The sequence below is a fragment of the Paenibacillus paludis genome, from assembly GCF_042610515.1.
GTDB lineage: Bacteria > Bacillota > Bacilli > Paenibacillales > Paenibacillaceae > Paenibacillus_AQ.
In genome coordinates, this window is sequence record NZ_JBGJZP010000011.1 from 91,311 (window position 1) to 115,395 (window position 24,085).

Sequence of the window (24,085 nt, forward strand, 5' to 3'; positions counted from 1 at the left end):
TAAAATGAAGCTGTGAGCAGGTGCAGCTTGTTAGAGAAATACATGGGAAGATCGTAGTGACTGCAAGGAAAAAGGCAGCAAAGATGCGATAACTAAGCTGCAGGTGAACAGAAAGGTAGGACCTCATGGAAATTATGTCTCCGCAAAATACGCGGGTGAAGGAATGGGCCGGACTGCAGGAGAAGAAACACCGCGATAAGTCCGGTAAATATATTGTGGAAGGTATTCATCTCGTACAAGAGGCGCTGCTGGCCGAAGCCGATGTGGAAATATTGGCGTATGATCTCGATAAGGGCATGCCGTCTGAGCTGAAGGAACTGCTGCAGGCGGTACAGGGTATGGAGGTCATCGGCGTATCAGCGCCAGTGATTGCGAAGTGCAGCAGCACCAATACGCCGCAGCCGGTATTTGCGGTGGTGCGCAAGGAACAGCAGGGCGTGGAGACGATCCTTGCGAAGCCGGATAGTCTAGTCGTTGTGCTGGACGGAGTTCAGGACCCCGGCAACGTGGGGACGATCATCCGCAGCGCGGATGCGGCAGGCGCGGACGGCGTGATCCTCGGCCAAGGCTGCGCCGATCTGTACAACCCGAAGACCATTCGTTCCACGATGGGCTCGATGTTCCATCTCCCGGTGGTGGAGGGCGATTTAAGTGTTGTTTTGCCGCAGGCGCGGGAACGCGGCGCGCTCTTAGTCAGCACCTCGCTGACTGGTGAGGACTCCTGCTACACCCACGATTTTCACGGCAGCCAGTGGCTGCTGATCGGCAGTGAAGGCAAGGGCATCTCGCCGGAAACGGCCGCGCTCGTCGATAAAAGCATTATCATCCCGATGGCTGGCCGTGCCGAATCGCTCAATGCGGCGATGGCAGCGACCATTCTGCTGTTTGAGGGGATGCGGCAGCGGGGGTATCCACCGCAAATAAACCCATCTCACTGTGAGTTATAACATAAAGTAGGACTGTTTTTAAGCATGAATGAGACCGCTTATAGTTTCAAGATGAGACCGAGAAATAGCAGCAATCCCTTGTGTGACAAGAGATTGCTGCTATTGGTATGTGGGCAGGGCTATAAGTAATACAGCGTACGAACGTTATTTATACCACACTGAATTTTTATATCATATGGTAAGTTATACCAGACTAATTTGTACTTCTGTAATCAAATTATTAGCGGAAGCAGCCCTGAACAACTTAATAAAATATACGTAACACCGTCTCGTTCTCAGGTTGTTTACTCTCGCTTACAACCTCGACCCGCGATATGTTGTCCTGTCCTCCTGGAATAACGATGGGCGTAACAGTAGAACATCCGTTTTCCCGGAGAGTTTCCATATCAAATTCCAGCAGAAGTTGCCCTTTTTTCACCCGGTCGCTGTTGCTTACATGAGCTGTAAAACCCTTTCCTTTAAGAGAAACGGTATCCATGCCAACATGAATGAGCAATTGAACGCCGGAATTGTGCTCGATGAGAATAGCATGCTTACTCTTTTCCATGATATGGGCGATAATGCCGTCAAAAGGAGCAATGACCCTGCCGGAATCTGGCAAGATGGCGAAACCCTCGCCCATCGTTTTACTTGAGAAGGCTTCGTCCTGAACTTCATCCAGAGCTAAGAATTGACCGGAGAGAGGCGATGAGATATCTATGGAAAGCGATTCTATCTTTTTTTTCTTAAACCCAAACATAGGTTTTCCTCCTGTAACTGTGTGTTAGAATAGCAATGAAACAACGAATAGGGGGCCTGCCTTGTGAACAAAAGAGACTTTGTCATCCATGATCTGCTCAGTAAAATCTATCAAAAACATTATTCAGACTGGAAGCTTCCTACAGAAAGAGAATTGGCGGCGCAATATAAGGTTTCCAGATTTACAATACAAGAATCCATTAAGAAGCTGAAATATATGGGTATGGTTAAGGTTGTCCAGGGCTCGGGCATTTTTATTAACAAAAATATTCAAGCCAGTCCGCTGATCTACAACTCACTTACAGAGAATCCTTATTCCAATATTCAGTCTAAGGTCATCGAGCTGCAGAAGCTTCCTTCCACCCCTAGTGACCAGCAAATCTTTAATATAACTGCCGAGGATGAAGTGTGGATGTACCAGCGCTTGAGAATCGTTAACTATCAGACAATGCAGATTGAGCAGTCGAGATTGCCTGCGACATTATTCCCTGTATTAACACAGAAGGATGCCGAGAATTCCATTCAGTCATTTGTGAAAAAGCATAAGTTCACTATCTCACATTACCTGAATACTTATGAGGCAATCTCGCTTGATAAAGAACAAGCGGTGTTCTTGCAGCAAAAAAAGAAAAGTCCAGCAATGAAAATTTCAAGCCGTGGAATACTGAATAACGGTACCATTTTTGAAATCAGTGAAATTGTGGCTGTCGACTATAAGTGCACGTACTTGACGGCCTTCAACAACGAGCATCACAAAAGAAGAAACCTCTGATACGCAGCTAATCATTGACCTGAAACTCTCCGTGCTGACCGCAGTGCCGGAGAGTCTTTTGCTGCGCCTTAATTACGGCGTCATTAGCGTCCCGTCGGGTAATCTGGCCTGTGTCCATTCATGCATACGGTATTCCACCGGGAAGGCACCTGCCTGTTCCTCATTGAACTCTACGCCGATGCCCGGCAGATCAATCGGATAAATATAGCCATCAATGGCGTCAATATTGTGCGAAAATACGCTGCGGGTGTTTGCTTTAATCGGAATATTCTCCTGAATCGCTGCATTATGCAGATGAATGTTGAGATGTGTATTGACGGCAATTCCAATTGGCGTAATATCGGATGGTGTATGCCAGGCGATACGAACCCCGAAAGCCTCGCATAATGCTCCAAGCTTCAGCGCAGGTGTAATTCCCCCGATTTGGGATACATGGCAGCGGATGAAATCAATCTGTCTACCCGCAATCAGGTTTCTCCATTCCAGCGGATTGTTGAACAGTTCGCCTGTGGCAATCGCCGTTGACGTTTGTGAGCGGATCTGCCCTAACCATTCATTCTGATCCGGCGGCAAAATATCCTCGATAAAGTAGGGTTTATACGGTTCGACCGCTTTGGCAAACTGCACGGCCTGATTGGGGAATAACCGCTCGTGAACATCATGAAGAATATGGAACCGGTTGTTATACTTTTCCCGCAAAAGAGCAAACATTCTGACCGTAGTCTCCATATACTCGTCCTGATCATAATAGGAGCCCGCTGTGGAAGTGGCCGGAGAGTGCAGCTGTGAAGGATTCCCTCCGTAGAAGCCAAGCTGGCAACGGATGTGCTTGTATCCTTGTTCAAGGAGTCCATCAATCTCGCTGTACAGATCTTCAATATTGTCAGCAACTGCATGAGTATATGCCGGAATGGCATCCCGTGATTTGCCGCCAAACAGCTGATACAATGGCATACCGGCGAGCTTGCCTTTAATATCCCATAGAGCCATATCAACACCGGAAACTGCATTATTCAGAATAGGTCCGTTGCGCCAGTATGAATTGACCATCATCATATGCCACAAGTCTTCAATATGGTTGGCGTCACGGCCAAGTAAAATCGGTCTGAGGTATTCCTCTATGACGAGCTGGACGGCTTTGGGCCGTTGCTGAAAAGTGGCGCAGCCATATCCAATGACTCCATTATCCGTAATTACCCTGACAACCACCAGATTATGACGGTCAGGTTTTAGTATAAAGCTTTCCACATTAGTGATGATGGAAGGGTTCATGTTTCTCCTCTTTTCTACAATTTCTAAGAGTATTGAACCATAGTTTGAAAGGAAGAATCAATTTGGTTTGGTAAACCGGTTGAATAACGAAAGATATCAGTCCAATTATGATGGAAATTGAATAAAAACCCTTTGTTATAAAGGTTTTTTTGATAAAGGCGAACCGTTTTGGACTGCTTTTATTAGAAGTTTCTTTATGATACTATTCAGTGTGTAAACGGAACCAATATCCATTAGGACAGGAGAATTCTTGATGAGCAAAGAGAAAGCTATTAAGGACATGATTGCAGGTATAGGCGGTGAGGAGAATATTGAAAACGCTTGGCATTGTATGACACGACTTAGATTTGAGCTGAAAGATAAAAATAAAGTAGATATTGCGAAAATCAAAGAGTTGGACCCAGTACTTGGTGCGCAGTTCAATCAAGACCAGTTTCAAATAATACTAGGTCCTAAAGTCGGAGAATATTACACCGTTCTGGCTAATGAGCTCAAGCTGAAGGATGCGCAGAGTCCTGAAGAGGAGAAGGGAAGCAAGCAAAAAGTAGGTTTTGTTACTCTCTTCATGAACATAGTATCTGGCGTATTCGGGCCCATTGTACCAGCAATTGCAGGTGCGGGATTAATCAAAGGACTTATTGCCGGTTTGACTGCACTTCATTACATCTCGGATAAAAGTGAGACCTTTCAAATAATAAATATGATGGCCAGCGGTGTGTTCACTTTCCTGCCATTCTTCCTGGCAGCCTCGGCGGCCAAGATTTTTAAGACCAATCAGTATTTGGCCATTGCCATAGCGGCAACTATTATGTTCCCAACGATGGTGGATGCGGCGAAAGCCGGTGAGATATCCTCCTTTCATTTCCTTAATCTGCTCCCGATTCCTGTTTTCAACTATAGCGGAACCGTCATCCCGATTATTTTTGCCGTTTGGGCGATGAGTTATATTTATGGCTGGGTTAACAAGATTGTTCCGGAAGTGCTCAGAACGGTAGTTACCCCAACGTTGACTCTATTTATCTCTGGATTTATGGCTTTAGCTGTTATTGGTCCAATCGGTGTCTATTTAGGAAACGGACTGGCTTGGCTGGTTCAAGGCTTGTTTGACATCTCCCCTGTTCTAGCTGGTGTGGTTGTTGGTGCGATTCGTCCAATAGCTGTCTTTACGGGCATGCACCATGCCATGACCCCAATTGCGCTGCAGAACTTTGCAACACAAGGCTACGATATGTTAATGCCAATGATGTGTATGGCTAACTTCTCGATTGTAGGCGCAACCTTTGCCGTGTATTTTAAAGTGAAGACCCCGAAAGAAAAAACAATTATCGTCTCCGCTGCCGTCTCCGGCTTGCTGGGAATAACAGAGCCCGCTTTGTTCGGGGTGTTAGCAAAGTACAAAAAAGCCTTCTTGGCTGCCACGATTGCCAGTACGGTTGCTTCCGCCTACATTAGTTTCTTCGGTGTCCGTTTGTACGGATATGTACTGTCCAGTATTTTCAGTATTCCGGCATACATCGGCCCCTACTTTGTCTATGCAATTTCGGGAATGCTCATTGCGGTTGCGGTAGGTTTTACCGTTTGCAATCTACTTCTGAGTAAAAATGATGTTGAAAATGCCAATAAAGCCTCCCTGCAGTCTGCACAGTAATGCAGCAAATATGTTATTTGTGGGAAGCATTACAGGTAGCCTTAAATTTTGCTGTATAACGTTTTCGAAAGATATTGAAAAGCCCGCACTCGGCCTAACTGGCTGACTGTGGGCTTTTGTTGTCTTAGATAAGATCCTGTCCGACAGGAACAAGGCAAAGCAAGAAGGGGATTACAACTCACATTAGTGTCCACAAGAAGCCAAAAGACTGGAGAAGATCGATTTTTCCCCCGATCCATTCTCCAGTCTTTTTGTCGTTGCGGCAAATCAACATCTTCTTACAGGGGTGGCTGTTAACCTTGATTTGCGATCGGGAACCATCCTGGGGTATTGATAATTTTCTGCCATAATGGATCAGAGATCCCCAATTGTTCTTGATCATTTAAAGTTAACTCAGTACGAATTTCACTTTCCTTACCTTGAGTTATTTTTTCAACCCAATCTGGATCGATAATCAATTCTCGTCCAAGTGCTATAAAAGGGACACCCGATTGTAACGCTCTAAGCGCCTCATCAGGTGTGTAGATTGAACCTACACCGATAACGGGAACTCTTTGCCCAACGAGCTCATAAATAATTTCCATTCTAGAGCGATTGTCCTCTACTCCACGTCTAGGCTTAGACCAGAAGTTCATTAAAGAGACATGCAAATAATCCAAGTTTTGGTTTGCCAGGGCATCTATCAATTTTAGTGTATCGGCCATTGTAATACCGGGTGTCATTTCTTCTTCTGGGGACAACCGATATCCCACTAGAAACGGCTGTTTGGCATGTTCATCCACCACTTTTTTCACTTCATCTACAATAGCGAGCGGAAACGCCATACGTTTGTCCACATTTCCTCCCCAGCGATCATCACGCCGGTTTGTGTATGGTGAGAAAAATTGTTGAATAAGGAATCGATTTGCCCCGTGAATCTCTACCCCGTCGAAACCAGCCTCGATCGCCCTACGGGTGCTAGCGCCAAACGCATGAATGATCTCTATAATTTCCTGCTCTTCGAGTGCTCGAGGAATCACACTTCCCCCTTCCTTAGCAACCGCACTCGCACTTACAATCTCACCATTGGGTACCACTTCGGGCAGACATTCGCGACCACCATGAAAGATTTGTAGAATGGCTTTTGCCCCGTGTTTCTTTATTGCTGTTGCCAAACGTTGCAGGCTTGGGATCATATCATCACGATCAGCCCCCACCTCCCCGCCAAACATCTTCCCATTTGGTGTCACCACGGTACTTCCAGTGACAGCTATTCCAACACCGTTTGAACGGCTTTCGTAATATGCGGTTATCTCATCAGATAGCGTACCGTCTTGCTGAGAATAAGAAATGGTCATGGGTGCAAGAACGACGCGGTTCTTTACTTCGACCCCATTCTTGAAACGAAACGGCTCCTCCTTCCCCGTAACGGCTATGTTATTTGTTGGAGTCGGCTTTAAGTCAAGACATAAATACAGAATTAGTTGTTCCAAGGTTAGAGACTTGACTTGGAGCCGACTCTAAGATGTATAATGCCCCTAAGTTTCAATTTCCGGAGGTGCGGGATGATAACCGAGCAAACGTTCACGATAAAGCAAACTGCGGAGCTAACTGGACTTTCTGAGGACACGATCCGTTATTACGAAAAGATTAATTTGCTCCCTCAGGCGGACAGGAAGGACAATGGGCATCGAGTTTACCACCAGAAGGACATCAATTCGATCCGGTTGATAGTCTGTCTGAAAAAAACGGGGATTTCCCTGGAGGCAATGAAACCATTTTTGAAGGTCTCCGCTGACGCTGATCCCGCCGAACATCTGGAGTTGGTTGAGGAATTAAGGAGCCAACGCGATAATATTGTCAGCCAAATCTCATCGCTTCAGCAAATCGTTGATTTCATTGACATAAAGTTAGAAGAAGGGCGACCCCGAGGGGAATGCTCAGATCAAAGTCCAGACGGCGTTCTAGAAGAATTCAAGGAGACAAAAACAAAACCCATTTCCGTCGTAGAGATGAGTTATTTTTCCGCATCTGCGAAAACGGGCAAATTACCAAATGCGATTAAATAAGCTTGTTAGCTCATAAAACAGTGGCAGTCTATGACTGCCACTGTTTTATGTAGTTGGGGTCAATATAATATTTTGTTTTCTTTAGACACTCAGGGGAGATGATTGAGTATGGTATTTGCATGTGCGGAGTGAAAACTCTAGCTTTATACACGACAAGATATTCGCTTTAGTTTTCATTTGTAATATCGGCGGGGCGTTGGCAGGTGGTTCTTGTTTAGAGGGCTTTTAGCTTAGATGAGGTCCTGTCCGTTCTCGTTCTCTGTATAGATGGAGATTAGCACGATTGCTGTATCTTCACCAATATTTCTTACTAAATGGGGCGTACAAGCATTCCAACTAAAGGAATCCCCTTCACCAAATTCAGCCCCATCTTCCCCTTGTTCCGCGTATATACTCCCTTTTATGACCACATGTACCTCCTCGCCTTCATGCGCATGGGGGGCATCTCCAATCATTGTACCCGGAGGAAATTCTACGATCATCATCCGTACGTTCTTTGTGGAACTCAAGTGTTCCACTTTTAGATGTTCTGAACCGCTAGTTGTGATGGTCCGTTCGTCTTTCCGGACAATTCGCATTCGTTCTTCCTTCTTTAAAAGCAAATAGGCTAGCGGTACCTTTAAGGCGTGGGCTATATTTTCCAGCGTTGAAATGGACGGTGAAGTCTTATTTGTTTCAACCTGACTCATAAAACCTTGGGACAGGCCGGTCATTTCGCATATTTGAGCGATAGTGATATTTTTTCGTTTCCGGATTGCTCGTATAGTAGAGCCAATATCCATCTGAGCACACCCCCCAAAAAAATATTTGTAATACAAAACTTAATTTCATATTATCAATTTTTATATTGACAAGTCAACGCAATTCATCTTTAATTACACATATAGATTTTATATTTTTATTACTAATATTTTAGAGGAGAGAAACGAATGAATAGAACAACTGTCGTTTCCATTATTATGCGTGTGGTGCTGGGCATCATCTTTGTATTTCATGCTGTAGATAAGTTTCAAATGGGCCTTGGCAATGTAGAAGCATGGTTTAGCTCACTGGGGGTTCCGGGATTTGTAGCTTATGTTGTTGCGGTGATTGAGCTTGTCGGCGGTATTATGCTTATCCTGGGATTATTTACTCGTTATGTATCAGGATTGTTTGTGATTGTGCTCATCGGGGCCATTATGACGGCCAAATTATCAGTGGGATTACTAGGTAATGGTCAGATGGCCGGGTATGAGCTGGACCTTGGATTCATATTGATCTCGTTGTATCTGGTTGTTGCTGAACGAACACCGCTATCTGTTGACCATTTTATTATGAGCAAGCGCAGTAGATAACTGCAGCAAGGAGGAGACTAAGATGAATCCTATTTATCAATATGACGTTCACTTACCGGATAATCTGGAGCAGGGGAAGACATATCCGACGATTTTTACATTGCACGGCAAAGGATCGAATGAACAAAATATGTTCGGTTTGGTCGCTCCATTAGCTCAAGATTTCATCATCATTGGGATTCGCGGTAATTTGCCGCTTGGTGCGGGATACCAGTATTACGAGTTGAAGAGTCTGGGAAACCCGATTCGGGAAATGTTTGACCAAGCGGTTAAAGATCTCGAAGCTTTCATTCATTATGCGACGGAGAAGTATCCGATCGATCCTGACAAACGTTATTTGCTCGGTTTTAGCCAAGGTGCAATCCTGTCTATGACGCTTGCGCTCACGATGGGAGAGCAGTTAAAAGGAATTGTAGCACTCAACGGATATATTCCTGAATTTGTGAAAACGGAGTATTCACTTCGAAGTGTTAAGGATGTTTCCATATTTGTCTCGCATGGAGAATATGATTCTGTGTTCCCGGTTCGTATTGGGCACGAGACATCTGCCTATTTAAAAGACCAAACGGAGCGCATAACTTTCAAATTATATCCGACCGATCATGGCGTATCTGAAGAGAACCAGCTGGATTTTCTGAAGTGGCTTAAGAAGGATGCCGAATCAAATATAAATAAGGAGTGAAGACACATGATGCCATCCTATTTTTTTGCACATGGCGCACCATCAATCGTGCTAGAGGATAACGAATATACAAAGCTGCTTAAACAATTTAAAGACCACACGCCAAAGCCGAAAGCAATTGTTCTCTTCTCCGCTCATTGGGAGGAGGCGGTACAGACGGTTGGCGCTGCTGCAACGTATGAGACCATTTATGATTTTGGCGGGTTCCAGGATGAGCTGTACCAGATGACTTATCCGGCCCAAAGTGACCGCTCGTCAGTAGAGCAGATTGAAAACCTGTTTACCAAGCATGGGGTTGAGAATACCCGAAATGAAACAAGAGGTCTGGATCACGGGGCATGGGCCGTTCTAAAGCTGCTATATCCGGATGCGGATATCCCTGTCATAGCGCTATCTGTAAATCGTTATCTGTCTAATGAGCAGCAGTATCAAATTGGGAAGGCATTGGCGGAGCTTCGCGAGCAGGATGTGCTTATCATCGGAAGCGGTGGAACCGTTCATAATTTAAGTGCATTGAACTGGCGGTCCGAGGAGGTTGACGAGTGGGCGGAACAATTCGACAACTGGATTCAAAGTAAACTGGAGCTATGGGATACGGAAGCCCTGTTCCAATACCGCGAGCTCGCTCCTTACGCCCAAGAGGCCGTACCAACCAGTGAACACTTCATTCCGCTTCTTCTCGCAATGGGAACGGGTGACGCTAACCGTAATGCGAAACTTCTTCACCGAAGCTACCAGTACGGTAACCTAAGCTTAAGTTGCTGGCAATTCAATTAAGATCGTATGGCAGTCGTAGAGATGAGTTATTTTTCCGCATCAGCGAAAACGGGCAAGTTACCAAATGCGATTAAATAAGCTTGTTAGCTCAATCAAACAGTGGCAGTCTAGGACATTTTTCTTGTCTAGGACTGCCACTTTTTATGTGCAGGGGCTATTCTATATAGATTGAACATCCTGTACTCTAAAACTTTGAGTTCAATCTATATAATCAACAGACTTGCTTTAAAATGTTATAGTTATATAAAAAATATGATTATCAATTTCGCTGAAATATTTAATATACAATGGAGGTCAGACGAAACATGCCGCTGCGGCAAAAGATTCTAATCAGCAACATTCTTATCGTATCGCTGGCCCTGGTAATCTTTATAATAAGCATTCATAGAATTGTCTTTAATCAGACCTTGGAAAGGACTTCAGCAAGCTCGCAGCAAGAAGTGAAACTGATAAAACAATCTATGGAGACCGTGTTTCAATCTGTTCAGAACTTCTCGAAATTCGCTTTGATAAATCAGGATACACAGAAGGTGCTCAGTAGAGATACCGTAGCAAGCGATGACGTTTCTGCTCTGAAATCAATACATAATACGCTGGCTGCGATGCTGGAGACCGAGCCGAATATTGATTCCGTTATTATCGAATCCTTAAGCGGCGAACTCTATTATACCTCCAATTTGACCGGTGTTACTTTGCAGAGTCTCGGCATTTATCCCAAAGAAGCGATTGATGCTGCAAAAGGTGGAGCGGTCTGGGGAGATACGCTGCAGCCATCATTTCTGTCCGGTATGAAGAAGAAGAATTTGATTAGTGTGTGCAGAGTTATTATGAGCATGGAGAAGGGGACTCCGCTTGGTTATATTTATGTGAATATTGACGAGCGGACACTCGCCCGAATGTACCATAATGAACATTCTAATCAGAATCCTACTTTGGTCATTAACCAGGACGGAATAATTGTATCCGCGAATGAAGCTTCACTGGTCAGCCAGGCGATTCAAGATGACTCTCTTGCCAAATGGGCGAAGTCAGCAGTTGAAGGGAGCAGGACCGAGCAAGTCGATGGAATGCGTTATTTAGTGTCCTTACAAAGCCTTGATCCCTATGGCTTGAAGGTTGTCCATCTTGTTACCACTTCGGAGTTGACCTATGGGTATTGGAAAATCGCATTATTAATGGTCGGCTTCGGACTGATCAGCATGCTCTCGGCAGCGTTTTTGTCCTTTGTGTTCTCGCGGCTTCTAACTCGGCCCCTTAGCCAGCTCAGTGAGGTGATTGTTGAAGTAGGTGCCGGGAACTTTGATGTTCGTGCATCCGCCGAAACGCAAGACGAAATTGGCAGGCTGGGTGCGACATTTAATGAAATGGTGGAGCATATTCAGGGGTTGATGCTAAGAATTGAAGATGAAGAGAAGACGAAGCGGCTGCTGGAGCTAAGGCTGCTGTATTCGCAGATCAAACCACATTTTTTGTATAATACGCTGGACACGATACGTGCGATGGCTGTGATGACGAATGCTAAAGAAATAAGCAGTATCCTGAAGGCGCTTGGCGAATTCTACCGGATTTCACTTAGCAATGGACAGGAGCTAATTGCTGCTGCACAGGAAAAAAAACATCTGGAAAGCTATTTATACATTCAGCAAATCCGCTTTAAAAAGCTGGCTTACCGGATTTCGTTTGAACCGGGAATAGAGTCCTGCCAAGTGCCTACGATGCTGCTGCAGCCTCTTGTCGAGAATGCGATCCACCATGGAATCAGAGGGATGCCTGACGGAGGACTGTGTGAAATTATAGGCTATACGGAAAGGACGGGCGAGCAGAGCAATCTCTGCTTTATTGTACGTGACAACGGTAAAGGCATGAGTGAAGAGGAAAAACGGCTTATTTGGTTGGACAATGGCGAAGAAGAGGTATACAGCTTCGGACTTAAAAATATTCAGGACCGGATTCAACTGAGGTTCGGTGAATCTTATGGCATCGTCCTGACATCTGAACCAGGCAATGGAGTGGAAGTGCAGGTACGCTTGCCGCTGATCTTGAAAACGAGCGGACAGGAGGAGGGGACAGCTAGACTATGAATACAGCGCCGGTAGCCCGCGTCCTGATTGTGGATGACGAATATTATTTCAGGCAGCTTTTGATCCATTTGATTGATTGGACTTCTGCCGGTTTTGAGGTGGTCGCAGAGGCTGAAGAGGGTTCAGCAGCCTTGAAGATTGTGGAGGAACAAGCGATCGATCTCATCATTACAGATATTGAAATGCCGAATATGAATGGGCTCGACTTTGTAAAGGCCGTCCGCGCCCTCGACTCAGCTGCAAAGCTGATTTTCATCACAAGCTACGACAACTTTACTTATGCACAGAAGGCCATTTCGCTCGGAGCGGATCATTATTTGTTGAAGCCTATTGATGAGGAAGCGGTTGAACAAGCACTTATAACTATCCGTACGCAATTGACTGAGAAATGGGAAGCAGAGCGTTATATTAATCGTTTGAAAAAAGAAGCGGGTTATGTACAAGAACCGGAAGCAGGGCAGTCAACTGAGGAGGGAAGGCGTCAGGGCAGCGGTAAACGGCTGGTTCGCAAAGCGGTTGATCATGTGACTGCACATTATGCCGATGACAGCTTGTCGCTTCAAAGTACAGCGAGTGTCCTCTTCGTGAATCCGAGCTATTTAAGTCACATGTTCAAGAAGGAGACAAGTGAGTCTTTTGTGGAATATGTGACCCATGTCCGCCTTGGCAAAGCTATGGAGCTGTTGCGCCAAGGGGCTGCTGCGGATGAATCCTTGGCTCCAAAGGTAGCGACGATAGCACATCAGGTCGGCTATAGAGATCCGTTCTACTTTAGCAAATGCTTCAAGAAGAAGTACGGAATTACCCCAAATAAGGTATACGAGGGGTCCAATGTAGAGAGAGATTGAGCAGTTGCTAGTTGAAGTCCGGTTTTCCAGCCGGGCTTTTTTGTTCGTGCAAAGTAAACCTGATGTTCAGGGGATGTTAACACAGGGGTGGTTTGTAAACTCAGTGTTAAGTAATATAACATACCTAAAAATTTTACTGTCAAAACCAATATATATCCATTCGAACCTAGCTTCACACTTGTTAAGATTGTACCTGTAGCTCGTATCCGTAAATTTTGAAAGGTGGTCCAAATCAGATGTTTGGTAAAAAGTTTGGGGTTATTGCAGCATCCGTCGCGCTTGTTAGTGTAGTGCTTACTTCTTGTGGAGGTGCGGAAGTAAACAATGGAGGGACTCAGAACAAGGAAGCGACAGCAGCGGATAGTAAGAAATCTATCACGTTATGGATATTCGATGCAGATCCGATGTACCAAGCAACTGCCGAAGCTACCGCAGCGGAAATTGGCGCTGAACTGAATTATGAATACATACAAGATGAGACATACAAAACTAAACTAAGTGTTGCGCTTGCCGCAAATGAACTTCCGGATGTTTTCCAACAGCATGCCGGAAAGTCATACCGGACCCCTGTTCTGCAGTCGAAGACAGTTGCTCCATTGAACGATACACTGGATTCCACGGGACTAGGCTCGCAATTTCTGGACAATCAGTTGGTAACAGAGGACGATGGCAACATCTATTCCGTTCCTTCCAACATCAGTACAACACTGGTTCTTTACTATAACAAAAAGCTGATGGGCGAGCTTGGCGCTTCTGCTCCAACAACGTGGGATGAGCTTCAGGAGTTGATTAAAACCGCAAACGATGAAGGTGTGATTCCAATCGCACTCGGCGGGAAAGAAAGATGGCAGGCAGATCTGCTCTACAACATGCTTGTAGCGCGTGAGGACGTTAATGCCTTCGATGAGGCGATTAAGGGACAAGCTAAATTCACAGACGCACCATTTGTTGATGCAGCGAATCAGGTGGTAACATTGGTGAACTCAAATGCCTTCCAAAAGGGTTTCCTCGGCTCCGCCTACCTGGATGCACAAGAACTGTTTAAGAATGATAAAGCCTTGATGTGGATCGACGGCAGCTTTAACTTCACTTCTCTGTCGACTGCAATGGGCGACAATTTGGGGTATATCGCATTTCCGAAAACAGGTGCAGAAGAGATCCACAGTTCAACAATCGGTTTCCAGAATGCTGAGGCGCCTTACTCATTGTTTGTCAACAACAGCTCCAAAAATGTGGATGCAGCCAAAGAATTTGCCATTCGCATGTCTTTGAAGCTCAATGACGAATTTGTTAGAAAAGGTCTGCCCGGATATGCCAAAAGCGACGTTAAGTCTGAATCACAGAATGAGCAGCTTTCAGCTTACGCTACAGATATCGGTAAAACCACTAAAACGCAGGCGATGTGGTTCGGTCTGCTTTCAGCAGATGCAGGTCAGGAATATCGTGATCTGACACAGCAGCTATATGGTGGCGTGTTGACAGCTGAGCAGTTCACAACTGAACTGGAAACCTTGCTTCGCAAGGCAGAGTAAGCTGTAGCGTTTCAAAAATATATTCTGGGAAAAGCGATGCAGTCAGTTGGACCGCATCGCTTTTCTGCAACTTGACAGGTGGGTAAGTGATGGAAAAAGCGCTCTCTAATAAAAAAATATTAGCTTTGTTTTTATTGCCCGGATTAATCGTGTTTCTGATCTTCTATTTTGTGCCTATTTTGATTACAGCCTATTACAGTCTCCAAGATTGGGACGGCATCAATCCCATGACCTTCATTGGACTAGACAACTACATTGAGATGTTTACGGTTGATAAAAGCTTTTGGCAGGCGGTATGGAACAGCTTCGCCTTTTTGCTTGTAGGTGTGTTTATCCAGTTGCCGATTTCGTTTGCCTTGGCGATGCTGGTCTCCCGAAAAATGAAGGGGCGTAAATGGTTCCGCAATATTTACTTTTTCCCTGTAGTGATGTCAACAACAATGGTGAGCCTGCTATGGGTCAAAATCTATGATCCGAACATCGGCATGCTGAACACGTTGATGGATGCCATGGGACTGGGCAGTTGGACACAAGCGTGGCTTGGGGACACTAAGACGGCACTACTGTCCGTATTAATCGTAACCACTTGGCATTACGTTGGTTACAATATGCTGATCCTGTTCGCCGGAATGCAAGGTATCCCGGAACAGTATTATGAAGCAGCGAAGCTGGACGGAGCGACAGGCTGGAAAGCGGTACGTTACATCACCTTTCCTTTATTATCCGATGTGTTGCGGATCTGTATCGTCCTGAACGTTATATATGCACTGAAAACATTCGAAAGTGTGTATGTGATGACTAACGGAGGACCGCTTGATTCAACAACTGTGATTGCGCTAAAAATGTTCCAGGAAGCGTTCCTGAAGCAGAATTTCGGTTACGGCAGCGCGCTTGCTGTATTTATGGTGCTGGAATGTCTCATTATTGCCTGGGTGATTAATAAGTTGTTGACCCAGGAGAAAATTGAATATTAAGGAGGACAGGTCATGTTCAATAAAACGAAAAATACAGCCATTTACATACTGATGATCATCATCGCCGTCCTCCAGTTGTTCCCGCTCTACTGGCTTGTGGTAAGTGCGTTTAAGGATAACTCGGAGATTATTGGCGGAGCGGTCTGGGCGTTGCCCACCAAATGGCGTTTAGACAATTTTACAGAGGCTTGGGTAAGCGCTAAAGTCAGCCAATACTTTTTCAACAGTGTGACCGTCACGCTGGTTACACTCTTTTTTGTGCTTCTGTTTGCTTCAATGATGGCGTATGCTTTGACACGCATGAAATTCAAATATAACGGTGTGATTTTGTTCGTTCTATTGATGGGCGTCATGGTTCCAATTCACGCTACGCTAATCCCGCTCTTTATGATACTGAAGAATCTTGGCATTCTCAGTTCGAGATTATCGATTATTTTGCCGTATATTGCTGTGAATTTGCCTATTGGCGTATACATGCTGTCGGCTTTTCTGCGGACCATGCCGAAGGAACTGGAGGAAGCTGCGTTTATGGACGGCTGCGGAGTCGTTAAATCCTTCTTCAAAGTTGTGCTGCCCTTGCTGAAGCCACCGCTTGCTTCGGTAGCGATCTTCGTGTTTTTAGCCGTATGGAATGAGCTCCTCATGGCTGCGACCTTTATTCAAAAGCAAGAGCTGCGGACGTTGCCGCTGGGCCTGATGAATTTCAGCGGTCAATACAGCATTAGCTGGGGACCGCTCGCAGCAGCCATGGTCATATCGACCCTTCCCATTCTACTGGCCTACGTGCTGTTCAGTGACCAGATGGAGAAGAGTTTTACCGCAGGTGCAATTCTGAAGTAAAGAGACGAGAGAAGGATGGAATTATGTTTGAACGGGCGGACACCAGTAATATATTGAATATCGTAATTATTGCCACCTCGGATCTTCACGGAAATCTGTGGGGCTATCGTTACGAAGACGGTGTGGATACAACAAATGACGGGATGGCCAGAGTCGCCTCCTATGTCCGGGAGATCAGACAGAGTGGAGCCGAGGTCATTCTGATTGATAATGGTGATGTGTTCCAAGGCAATATGCTGACTGATGATGTCTTCAATAAGCGGCTGGATAGTGTACATCCGGTCTCAGTGGCGCTGAATGCAATGGGATATTCGGCCATGACCTTGGGCAATCATGAATTTAACTTTGGTCTTGCCCTGATTGAGAAATTCAGGCGGGAGCTGGAATTTCCAGTGCTTGCTGCGAATGCCTGTTATCTCAATGGGGAACTGTTTGCAGAGCCTTATACGCTTGTTGAGGTACAAGGTATTAAGATTGCTGTTATCGGTCTGACTAACCCTAATGTCCCGCGCTGGGACGGTGGGAAGGTGGATGCTCTGCGCTTTGGCCCCATGGCTGAAACGGCACAGAGGATTGCAGCCTCACTGAGGGCTGAAGGTAAGGCTGACATTATTATGATCAGCGCGCATGCGGGAATGGTGGCGGAATTCGATGAAAAAGGCGGTTCGGATGCCGCTGAACACATTGTCCGGCTGGTTCCTGAGGCTGATGTGCTTCTGGTCGGTCATATGCACATTACGGTTAAAGAACGTACCGGTGATACCGTCATTGGAGGACCGCGCGACCGGGGGCGGGAAGTGGTACGCTTCGACCTTACGGTCGAGCTTGGCGGTGAAGGACCCCGGGTTGTGAACCGGGAAGTCTCGATTGTTGATATGGCCGGCTGGGAGCCGGACCCGGATTTCCGGAGTCTGGTCTCAGAAGCGCATGAAGAGACGCTTCGCTTCATCGAGCAGGGAGGTGGAGTATCCTCAACAGAAATGGACGGTGGCATTCTGGGCTATGCAACAGCCGACTTCCAGCCACAGGATGAAACCAGTGGCGTACCAGCGGGAAGATTGCGGGATACAGCAGTCATTACATTGATTCAGAAGGCGATGCTTGAGGCCAGCGGTGCGGATGTTGCCGCCACGAGCCTTTTTTCGGACAAGGCGGATTTGAAGCAGGGCCCATTGACGTACGCTGATGTGTACCGCATTTATCCATTCGATAATTTGCTGTACATTGTCAATGTAACCGGCAAAGAGCTTAAGGCTTATATGGAAGCCTCAGCAACGCATTTCAAACAGTGGCAGCCAGGTGACTCTGCGATTAGTATCAACCCCGAGGTCCCGAGTTATCTCTATGATATGTTCGCTGGTATCGATTATCAGATCGACCTGTCGCAACCCTCCGGTAGCCGGATCATAAATGTGATGTACAAAGGCAAACCGCTTGCCGATACCGAACAGCTGCAGCTTGCTGTCAACAATTATCGCTACAGCAGCTTATTGAAGGCGTCCAAATTGGTTAGCGCGACAAAACATTGGGAATCGGCATGCAGCATCCGTTATATGCTTGTAAGCTACATCCGGGATCGTAAGACGTTATCGCCGGAAGTTGATGACAACTGGTCCATTGTTGGGATCAACAGGCAGAGTGGTTCTGAAATTAGTGATAAGGCTAAATAATCAAGAATCCTTGATAGATCAGGTTTCTTATCAGGGAGGACATAAACAGTAAAAAGGCTCCAAACGTCAATACCGCTTGTCATCTACTCAATAATTCCGGCAAACTGCATGTAGTTTGCCGGAATTATTTGTGTCCCGGGCTATGCTCTCTGTGTTTTTGATCAGCGGCTGCTTGCTTGAGTAAATTTGGCGCAAGAGAAAGCTACCTGATCTCAAGCGTCACTTCTCCATATATTTAAATTTTAACTTTGACATTCCGGGAAATCGCATATAAGATAGCTAATATGAATAGAAATGATAATCATTATCAATATAACGATAACGATTATCATAGAGAACTTATATCTGAATATCAGGGGGATTTACAAAATGCACAAAAGGTTGTTGAGTTTAGTTCTGGTTATTGCTGTCATACTGGTTGTGGCAGGTTGTGGATCCAACAATACGAAAAGTCCGGCAGCTAACGAAAGCGCAACTGGCAATGCCACTGCAACTGCAACGAATGCTGGCAGTGAAGCGGCGAGTGGCCCGATTGTACTGAAGGATGCTAAAGGTGAGGTTAAGCTGGACAAGCCTGCGCAAAAGGTCGTAGTGCTGGAGTGGACATTTACTGAAGATATTATTGCCCTCGGCATGCAGCCGGTAGGGAATGCCGATAACGAAAACTATAAGGTGTGGGTAACTGGCGAAGCGCCCCTGGATGCAGGCGTGACTGATGTCGGTACACGCGGTGAGCCGAATCTGGAGACGATTGCGGCGCTGAAGCCGGATTTGATTATTGCGAATACAGACAGCCATGAAGCCATCTATGAGCAATTGAAGGGCATTGCGCCAACGCTGATTTTCGGCCTGTATCCGCCTGAAGGCCAAGGCGATCAATACACGATGATGGAAGACATCTTCAAAACGATTGCAGCCGCTGTCGGCAAGACCGCGGAAGGTGATAAGGTCCTGGCAGATTTGGATGCGCATTATGCGGATGCCAAGACGAAGCTGGCCGCTGCAGGCAAGGAAGGCTTGAACTATGTACTGACGCAAGCCTACAGCTATCAGAATGCAGCGACGATGCGTCTCTTTACGGATAATTCTCTGGCGGTACAGACGCTGGACCGGATCGGCTTAAAAAACGATTGGAAACCCGAAGCTTTTGAGGCTTACGGATTCAGCACATCGACAGTTGAAGCATTGCCTGCGGTTCAGGATACCAATCTGATCTATATCGTCCAGAAGGATGATGATATTTTCTCGAACGAGCTGAAGGATAATTCCGTCTGGAAAGGCCTTACCTTCGTGAAGGAGAAACGCACCTTTGGATTAGGCAGCGCAACTTGGGTGTTCGGCGGTCCGGTCTCCTCCAAGGTTATCGTGGATGAAGTTGTAAATAGTTTAACGAAATGAGTACTTTGATGAACGAGAATAGTAGCAAGGCATCCTCAATCGGAATGACCTGGCGGCTAATTGGAATATTTGGGGGCGGCCTTGCCGTCCTCTTCGTTCTATTCCTCCTGAGCCTCGGCTTCGGAGAGGCCAAAATTCCGGCAGCCACCCTATTGGATGGATTGCTGAACCGCCAGGATGTGATGGAGCATAATCTGCTTTGGGATATCCGGATGCCCCGTACGGTTATCGGGATTCTGGCCGGGGCTGCTTTAGCTGCGGCTGGTGCATTACTGCAAACCATAACGAAGAACCCGCTCGCATCCTCGGATACGCTGGGGATTAATGCCGGGGCTTACTTTATGGTTGTCCTAGGTGTGGTTGCTTTCCCGGCTATGCAGCAGCAGTTCCCGTTTTTGCTGGCAGCGGGAGGGGGACTTCTGGCGGCCATTGCCGCCTATTTCCTGGGCGGAGGCAAGGCGGCCACGCCTGTCCGGCTGGCCTTATCGGGTATGATCGTATCTATGGTATTGGGTGCGTTCACATCTGCCTTACATATCTTCAAACAGACGGAAACACAAAATTTATTCTTATGGGGCGCAGGTTCCCTGATTCAACTGGACTGGGATGGTGTCCGGTACGCTTGGCCTTTCGTCCTTGCACTGATTGGGGCGGCAGTATTCGCCGGCCGGCAATTCGATGCGCTTGAGCTTGATGAGTCAACCGCCCGTTCGCTGGGACAGCGTGTAGGGTTAACCCGGGCAGTGGGCCTGGGCATATCCGTGCTCATGGCTGCGATCGTGGTCAGTGTGGTCGGACCGATAGGTTTCGTCGGTCTGGTCGCTCCGCATCTGGTCCGGCTTAGCGGTATCCGCAAGCATCGCCTGCTTATTCCCGCGAGTGCCTTGTGGGGAGCATTGCTCATTACGGCAGCGGATACGCTTGCGCGTGTGGTGCGGAGCAATGTAGGTGAGATACCGGTCGGTGCGGTTATGGCGATTATTGGAGCGCCATGGCTCATTTGGCTGGTGCTTACCAAGATGAAGAATATTTCCGGTTCAGGCTCCGGACAGTCATCCATGAGCGTTGGGGGAGCCGCGCTGCGTATGCGTTTTGTTCCTACGGCGATATTCATGACCGCACTGCTCCTCGTTGTCATCCTTGTGAGCTTATCGCTTGGGGGAACGAGAATTCCGCTGGCTGATTTGCTGGGCAGTCTTATCCCCGGGGGAGATCAATCGTTTTCTGTGCTGCTGAATCTGCGGCTTCCGCGTACTCTCGTTGCAGCTTGCGGCGGTATCGCGCTGGCCGTCAGCGGTGTCTTAATTCAAAGCGCTGTCCGCAATCCGCTGGCCGACGCTTCGATTATCGGCGTGACCTCAGGCGCCGGGCTTGGTGCGATGATCGTACTGTTCGCATGGCCTGCATTGACGGTAGTGGTTTTACCTTTTGCCGCGATTGCGGGTGGGGTTGTCGCAGCAGCCTTTGTATTCTTTCTGGCCTGGCGTAAAGCCTTAAATCCGTCTGTGCTGATCCTGCTCGGAATCGCTGTATCGGCCGTCGGCTCTGCGGGCATACAGGTTATGATCGTTAAGGCAAGCCTGTGGAGCAGCAGTTCCTTTATTTGGCTGACGGGTTCGACCTATGGCCGGGGCTGGAATCAGTTTTACAGCCTGTTTATCTTTCTGATTGTCCTTGTGCCGATTGCATATTATCTGGGCCGGAAATTTGATTTGCTGGCGTTTGGCGACGAGAGTTCAACAGGTTTTGGCTTGCCGGTTCGGGGAACGCGGCTGTGGGCCATGATTATTGGCGTTTTGCTTGCAGCGGGAGCCGTTGCCAGCGTAGGGACAATCGGATTTCTCGGGCTTATGGCACCGCATGCAGTACGGATGATGATCGGGCATCACACGAGACGCTCCATTATTTTGTCGGGACTGCTGGGGGGATTAATGCTGGTCATTGCCGATACGATTGGAAGAACCATAATGGCCCCGATAGAAATACCGTCAGGCCTGATTATTATGATCATTGGAGCTCCATATTTCCTGTTTCTAATGTACCGTTCGCTTGTCAGCAAGAAGTAAAAGGGATGAAGAGAACTAGAATGACTTAAAACCGGTACCTTTTAGGTATCGGTTTTTTGTTTGTACGCTCAGTCAATTGTATAAATCACCCAGTCTCCCTGGTCGTTCTGACCAAGAGCGTACATCATTTTGACATCCTCAATCGTCTGAGTATTCGTATCCAAACGTTGTCCGGTAACAGTAATGTGTAAATTATCATTCATCGGATTTGGCTCAATGCTCTCGATCGCTGTAAACCGATACTGGAATTGTTCGCTGTAATAATACTTCATAGCGTCAACCAGCTTTTCATTCACAAAACCGGCATTATAATCCGTGTTGTTATGCTCAACCAACGCTGCAAGATTCTTTTCGAGTGCGGAAAGCGCCGATACGTTTTCTTCAGTTAACTGATCTTCGTAGGATTTCAGGTTTATGAACATTCCCGAATCAAAATTAGATACATCCTCCAGATTTGTCTCCGTAATATCTTGTTCTTTTACCCCGCTATTACCGTTCAACGGACTTTGGGATACTGTCGGTTTAACATCGTTTCCGGGTGTATTTACTGCTGTGTTGGATTTATTTAGACCTCCAGCGCACGCGGTTAAGAGGATGAAAGCCGTCAATAGGATGGAAACCAGGGTAGATTTAAGCATTGTATCCCACCTTTTTTGAATATGATAATAAGACGACATTGCTTATGGAAAGTTGCATTTGGCTTCATACAGACATGTAGAATGTGCCGGAACAAGAATAGAGCCCTTCCGGCTTCCTATTGGGAAGCGAAAGGGCTGGAAAGTTGTGCGTTCTAGTTATCTGGAACTTCGTCGTGGTGTGTACTGGTTATTCTGTAATCTAGACTTCTTCCGCAGTGATCGTTTTCAGCTTCTGTCCGGGCTCTTTCCCGGAGGTTTGTCCCACTTGTTTGATGAAGAAGGAGAGCAGCAATCCGAGAATACCGATTCCCACAATTACGAGATAGGCGTCATTGATGCCCTGAATCGAAGCTTCCATTATCATGTGCTCCTGTGTTGCGCCCTTGGCGCCACCTGCAGCCATCATCTCCTGCATATGAGTCGTGGTACGGCTTGTCATCACCGTTACAAGCAGAGAAGTGCCCACGGCACCGGCCACTTGTCTAACGGTATTGGAGATGGCTGTACCGTGCGCATTAAGCTTGGCTGGCAATTGATTCAACCCTAAGGTTTGTATAGGCATGAGGAGCAGAGCCATCCCGATCCGCCGGCCTGTGGACATAAGTACCAGATAACTGTAGCTGGTCGAGTCTGTCAAGTTCACAAAGCTTAGCGTCGTCGCAATCGTGATCAGTAGACCGATGATGGCCAGCCATTTTGCGCCGAACCGGTCAAACAGCTTGCCTGTGACCGGCATGAGCAGTCCCATTATAAGCGCGCCGGGAAGCAGCAGCAGACCGGATTCCATGGCCGTATATCCGCGCGCATTCTGAAGATACAGAGGCAGCAGCATCATATCGGCGTACATCACGATCGTAACGGCGATACTTATGACAGTGGTTAAAGAGAACATATTGTATTTAAAGGCCCGGAGATCAAGAAGCGGGTTTTGGGAAGCCAGCTGCCGCCAAGTAAACAAGGCGAGAGAAAGGATGCCTGCACCGAGAGACAAAAGCACCTCCGCGCTCGACCAGCCTGCACTTGCAGCCCGGCTGAAGCCATACAGCAAAGTTCCGAAACCGATGGTGGAAAGGATGACGCTGACCATATCAATTTTGGGATAGGAACGTGTCGATACATTCCTCAAATAAATAAATCCGCAGATGATCACAATGACAGTAAGTGGGATCATCCCGTAAAACATCGTTTCCCAGGTGTAATGTTCCAGAATATATCCGGCCAGAGTTGGCCCTATCGCAGGTGCGAAAATAATCGCTAGCCCGACCATACCCATGGCTGCTCCCCGCTTTTCACGAGGGAAGAGGGCTAATATGACATTGGTAAGCAGCGGCATAATAATCCCGGCGCCGGCTGCCTGAATCATGCGCCCGGTCAGCAGAACAGGGAAGCTTGTGGCAAGGGCCGATACGATCGTTCCTGCCAGGAAAATAAACATGGAAGTCTGGAAAAGCTCACGCGTAGTAAATCGTTGCATTAAATAAGCCGTAATCGGAATCAGTACTCCGTTAACGAGCATATAACCTGTTGTCAGCCACTGGGCCGTTGCCGCTGAGATGTTAAAATCAATCATTAATCCCGGCACGGCAACGCTCATTACGGTCTGATTCAACGTCGCAAGAAAGGCTCCCAAAATCATAATGAATAAGATGGGTCCCTTTTTTATGGAACTGCTTGTTGCTTCTATTTCTTTACTCACTCCACTCCATCCTTTCAAATCGTAGATCTTGGACTTAATATACAATGTGTTGTATAGTTTACAATGTATAAATCAGATTATAAATGAAATTTACATGTAAGCAAGCAACGCTTTCTGAAAAAGT

The 24,085-nt window shown here is 46.8% G+C and carries 21 protein-coding genes; 15 read left to right on the forward strand and 6 right to left on the reverse strand.

Going from position 1 to position 24,085, the window contains the following annotated elements; genetic code table 11:
• The first annotated feature begins 125 nt into the window (after positions 1 to 125).
• Entirely contained in the window at positions 126 to 947 is an 822-nt protein-coding gene (locus tag ACAN56_RS21200; RefSeq protein ID WP_379145637.1) for a TrmH family RNA methyltransferase, read from the forward strand.
• Positions 948 to 1,191: 244 nt separating this feature from the next.
• Here the strand turns inward: ACAN56_RS21200 and ACAN56_RS21205 are convergent, their stop codons facing one another.
• Positions 1,192 to 1,686: a PTS sugar transporter subunit IIA gene (locus ACAN56_RS21205; protein ID WP_379145638.1), complete on the reverse strand. Its 495-nt coding sequence runs from the start codon at positions 1,684 to 1,686 to the stop codon at positions 1,192 to 1,194.
• Positions 1,687 to 1,749: 63 nt separating this feature from the next.
• Here ACAN56_RS21205 and ACAN56_RS21210 point away from each other — a divergent pair, with 63 nt between their 5' ends.
• Complete coding sequence (locus ACAN56_RS21210; RefSeq protein ID WP_038596360.1) at positions 1,750 to 2,457, forward strand: GntR family transcriptional regulator; 708 nt, start codon at positions 1,750 to 1,752, stop codon at positions 2,455 to 2,457.
• 72 nt (positions 2,458 to 2,529) lie between these two features.
• Here the strand turns inward: ACAN56_RS21210 and ACAN56_RS21215 are convergent, their stop codons facing one another.
• Positions 2,530 to 3,729 (reverse strand): enolase C-terminal domain-like protein, encoded by a 1,200-nt coding sequence (locus ACAN56_RS21215; protein ID WP_379145639.1) that lies wholly within the window; start codon positions 3,727 to 3,729, stop codon positions 2,530 to 2,532.
• 253 nt (positions 3,730 to 3,982) lie between these two features.
• Here ACAN56_RS21215 and ACAN56_RS21220 point away from each other — a divergent pair, with 253 nt between their 5' ends.
• Positions 3,983 to 5,377: a PTS transporter subunit EIIC gene (locus tag ACAN56_RS21220; RefSeq protein ID WP_038596355.1), complete on the forward strand. Its 1,395-nt coding sequence runs from the start codon at positions 3,983 to 3,985 to the stop codon at positions 5,375 to 5,377.
• 293 nt (positions 5,378 to 5,670) lie between these two features.
• On the opposite strand, the gene ACAN56_RS21225 is transcribed toward ACAN56_RS21220, so the two are convergent.
• Complete coding sequence (locus tag ACAN56_RS21225; RefSeq protein ID WP_379145702.1) at positions 5,671 to 6,792, reverse strand: NADH-dependent flavin oxidoreductase; 1,122 nt, start codon at positions 6,790 to 6,792, stop codon at positions 5,671 to 5,673.
• A 129-nt stretch (positions 6,793 to 6,921) separates the two neighbouring features.
• Here ACAN56_RS21225 and ACAN56_RS21230 point away from each other — a divergent pair, with 129 nt between their 5' ends.
• Positions 6,922 to 7,425 carry a MerR family transcriptional regulator gene (locus tag ACAN56_RS21230; RefSeq protein WP_379145640.1) on the forward strand — a complete coding sequence of 168 codons (504 nt, stop codon included), beginning with the start codon at positions 6,922 to 6,924 and terminating at the stop codon, positions 7,423 to 7,425.
• Positions 7,426 to 7,655: 230 nt separating this feature from the next.
• Here ACAN56_RS21230 and ACAN56_RS21235 read toward each other — a convergent pair whose 3' ends face one another.
• Positions 7,656 to 8,207 (reverse strand): helix-turn-helix domain-containing protein, encoded by a 552-nt coding sequence (locus ACAN56_RS21235; protein ID WP_038596349.1) that lies wholly within the window; start codon positions 8,205 to 8,207, stop codon positions 7,656 to 7,658.
• 147 nt (positions 8,208 to 8,354) lie between these two features.
• On the opposite strand from ACAN56_RS21235, the gene ACAN56_RS21240 reads away from it, so the two are divergent.
• From ACAN56_RS21240 to ACAN56_RS21290, 11 genes are all read left to right on the forward strand, one after another.
• Positions 8,355 to 8,759 carry a DoxX family protein gene (locus ACAN56_RS21240; RefSeq protein ID WP_038596347.1) on the forward strand — a complete coding sequence of 135 codons (405 nt, stop codon included), beginning with the start codon at positions 8,355 to 8,357 and terminating at the stop codon, positions 8,757 to 8,759.
• Between the two features lie 22 nt (positions 8,760 to 8,781).
• Positions 8,782 to 9,441, forward strand: a complete 660-nt coding sequence (locus ACAN56_RS21245) for an alpha/beta hydrolase (protein ID WP_379145642.1) — start codon at positions 8,782 to 8,784, stop codon at positions 9,439 to 9,441.
• Positions 9,442 to 9,447: 6 nt separating this feature from the next.
• Positions 9,448 to 10,218 carry a DODA-type extradiol aromatic ring-opening family dioxygenase gene (locus ACAN56_RS21250; protein WP_379145643.1) on the forward strand — a complete coding sequence of 257 codons (771 nt, stop codon included), beginning with the start codon at positions 9,448 to 9,450 and terminating at the stop codon, positions 10,216 to 10,218.
• A 305-nt stretch (positions 10,219 to 10,523) separates the two neighbouring features.
• Positions 10,524 to 12,299: a cache domain-containing sensor histidine kinase gene (locus tag ACAN56_RS21255; protein WP_379145644.1), complete on the forward strand. Its 1,776-nt coding sequence runs from the start codon at positions 10,524 to 10,526 to the stop codon at positions 12,297 to 12,299.
• A complete protein-coding gene (locus tag ACAN56_RS21260; RefSeq protein WP_379145645.1) occupies positions 12,296 to 13,147 on the forward strand; it encodes a response regulator transcription factor in 852 nt (283 codons plus the stop codon). Before ACAN56_RS21255 ends, ACAN56_RS21260 begins: the two co-directional genes overlap by 4 nt.
• 236 nt (positions 13,148 to 13,383) lie before the next feature.
• Positions 13,384 to 14,679, forward strand: coding sequence for an ABC transporter substrate-binding protein (locus tag ACAN56_RS21265; protein ID WP_379145647.1), 1,296 nt, complete (start codon positions 13,384 to 13,386; stop codon positions 14,677 to 14,679).
• A gap of 89 nt (positions 14,680 to 14,768) precedes the next feature.
• Complete coding sequence (locus tag ACAN56_RS21270; RefSeq protein ID WP_038596336.1) at positions 14,769 to 15,653, forward strand: carbohydrate ABC transporter permease; 885 nt, start codon at positions 14,769 to 14,771, stop codon at positions 15,651 to 15,653.
• A gap of 12 nt (positions 15,654 to 15,665) precedes the next feature.
• On the forward strand, positions 15,666 to 16,493 hold the full coding sequence (locus ACAN56_RS21275; protein ID WP_342437185.1) for a carbohydrate ABC transporter permease: 828 nt from the start codon (positions 15,666 to 15,668) through the stop codon (positions 16,491 to 16,493).
• Between the two features lie 23 nt (positions 16,494 to 16,516).
• Positions 16,517 to 18,163 carry a bifunctional metallophosphatase/5'-nucleotidase gene (locus ACAN56_RS21280; protein ID WP_379145649.1) on the forward strand — a complete coding sequence of 549 codons (1,647 nt, stop codon included), beginning with the start codon at positions 16,517 to 16,519 and terminating at the stop codon, positions 18,161 to 18,163.
• A gap of 369 nt (positions 18,164 to 18,532) precedes the next feature.
• On the forward strand, positions 18,533 to 19,561 hold the full coding sequence (locus ACAN56_RS21285; RefSeq protein WP_038596330.1) for an ABC transporter substrate-binding protein: 1,029 nt from the start codon (positions 18,533 to 18,535) through the stop codon (positions 19,559 to 19,561).
• A gap of 8 nt (positions 19,562 to 19,569) precedes the next feature.
• Positions 19,570 to 21,627, forward strand: a complete 2,058-nt coding sequence (locus ACAN56_RS21290) for an iron ABC transporter permease (protein ID WP_379145651.1) — start codon at positions 19,570 to 19,572, stop codon at positions 21,625 to 21,627.
• A 68-nt stretch (positions 21,628 to 21,695) separates the two neighbouring features.
• Here the strand turns inward: ACAN56_RS21290 and ACAN56_RS21295 are convergent, their stop codons facing one another.
• Together ACAN56_RS21295 and ACAN56_RS21300 are read right to left on the reverse strand one after the other, a co-directional pair.
• Positions 21,696 to 22,265 carry a hypothetical protein gene (locus ACAN56_RS21295; protein WP_379145653.1) on the reverse strand — a complete coding sequence of 190 codons (570 nt, stop codon included), beginning with the start codon at positions 22,263 to 22,265 and terminating at the stop codon, positions 21,696 to 21,698.
• Positions 22,266 to 22,464: 199 nt separating this feature from the next.
• Positions 22,465 to 23,961 carry a DHA2 family efflux MFS transporter permease subunit gene (locus ACAN56_RS21300; RefSeq protein WP_379145654.1) on the reverse strand — a complete coding sequence of 499 codons (1,497 nt, stop codon included), beginning with the start codon at positions 23,959 to 23,961 and terminating at the stop codon, positions 22,465 to 22,467.
• Positions 23,962 to 24,085: the final 124 nt, after the last annotated feature.

Coding starts and splice junctions, on each gene's coding strand:
- ACAN56_RS21200 (WP_379145637.1), top strand. CDS start 126: ATGGAAATTATGTCTCCGCAAAATACGCGGGTGAAGGAATGGGCCGGA.
- ACAN56_RS21220 (WP_038596355.1), top strand. CDS start 3,983: ATGAGCAAAGAGAAAGCTATTAAGGACATGATTGCAGGTATAGGCGGT.
- ACAN56_RS21240 (WP_038596347.1), top strand. CDS start 8,355: ATGAATAGAACAACTGTCGTTTCCATTATTATGCGTGTGGTGCTGGGC.
- ACAN56_RS21280 (WP_379145649.1), top strand. CDS start 16,517: ATGTTTGAACGGGCGGACACCAGTAATATATTGAATATCGTAATTATT.
- ACAN56_RS21205 (WP_379145638.1), bottom strand. CDS start 1,686: ATGTTTGGGTTTAAGAAAAAAAAGATAGAATCGCTTTCCATAGATATC.
- ACAN56_RS21235 (WP_038596349.1), bottom strand. CDS start 8,207: ATGGATATTGGCTCTACTATACGAGCAATCCGGAAACGAAAAAATATC.
- ACAN56_RS21255 (WP_379145644.1), top strand. CDS start 10,524: ATGCCGCTGCGGCAAAAGATTCTAATCAGCAACATTCTTATCGTATCG.
- ACAN56_RS21230 (WP_379145640.1), top strand. CDS start 6,922: ATGATAACCGAGCAAACGTTCACGATAAAGCAAACTGCGGAGCTAACT.
- ACAN56_RS21270 (WP_038596336.1), top strand. CDS start 14,769: ATGGAAAAAGCGCTCTCTAATAAAAAAATATTAGCTTTGTTTTTATTG.
- ACAN56_RS21290 (WP_379145651.1), top strand. CDS start 19,570: ATGAACGAGAATAGTAGCAAGGCATCCTCAATCGGAATGACCTGGCGG.
- ACAN56_RS21295 (WP_379145653.1), bottom strand. CDS start 22,265: ATGCTTAAATCTACCCTGGTTTCCATCCTATTGACGGCTTTCATCCTC.
- ACAN56_RS21260 (WP_379145645.1), top strand. CDS start 12,296: ATGAATACAGCGCCGGTAGCCCGCGTCCTGATTGTGGATGACGAATAT.
- ACAN56_RS21285 (WP_038596330.1), top strand. CDS start 18,533: ATGCACAAAAGGTTGTTGAGTTTAGTTCTGGTTATTGCTGTCATACTG.
- ACAN56_RS21275 (WP_342437185.1), top strand. CDS start 15,666: ATGTTCAATAAAACGAAAAATACAGCCATTTACATACTGATGATCATC.
- ACAN56_RS21250 (WP_379145643.1), top strand. CDS start 9,448: ATGATGCCATCCTATTTTTTTGCACATGGCGCACCATCAATCGTGCTA.
- ACAN56_RS21245 (WP_379145642.1), top strand. CDS start 8,782: ATGAATCCTATTTATCAATATGACGTTCACTTACCGGATAATCTGGAG.
- ACAN56_RS21215 (WP_379145639.1), bottom strand. CDS start 3,729: ATGAACCCTTCCATCATCACTAATGTGGAAAGCTTTATACTAAAACCT.
- ACAN56_RS21265 (WP_379145647.1), top strand. CDS start 13,384: ATGTTTGGTAAAAAGTTTGGGGTTATTGCAGCATCCGTCGCGCTTGTT.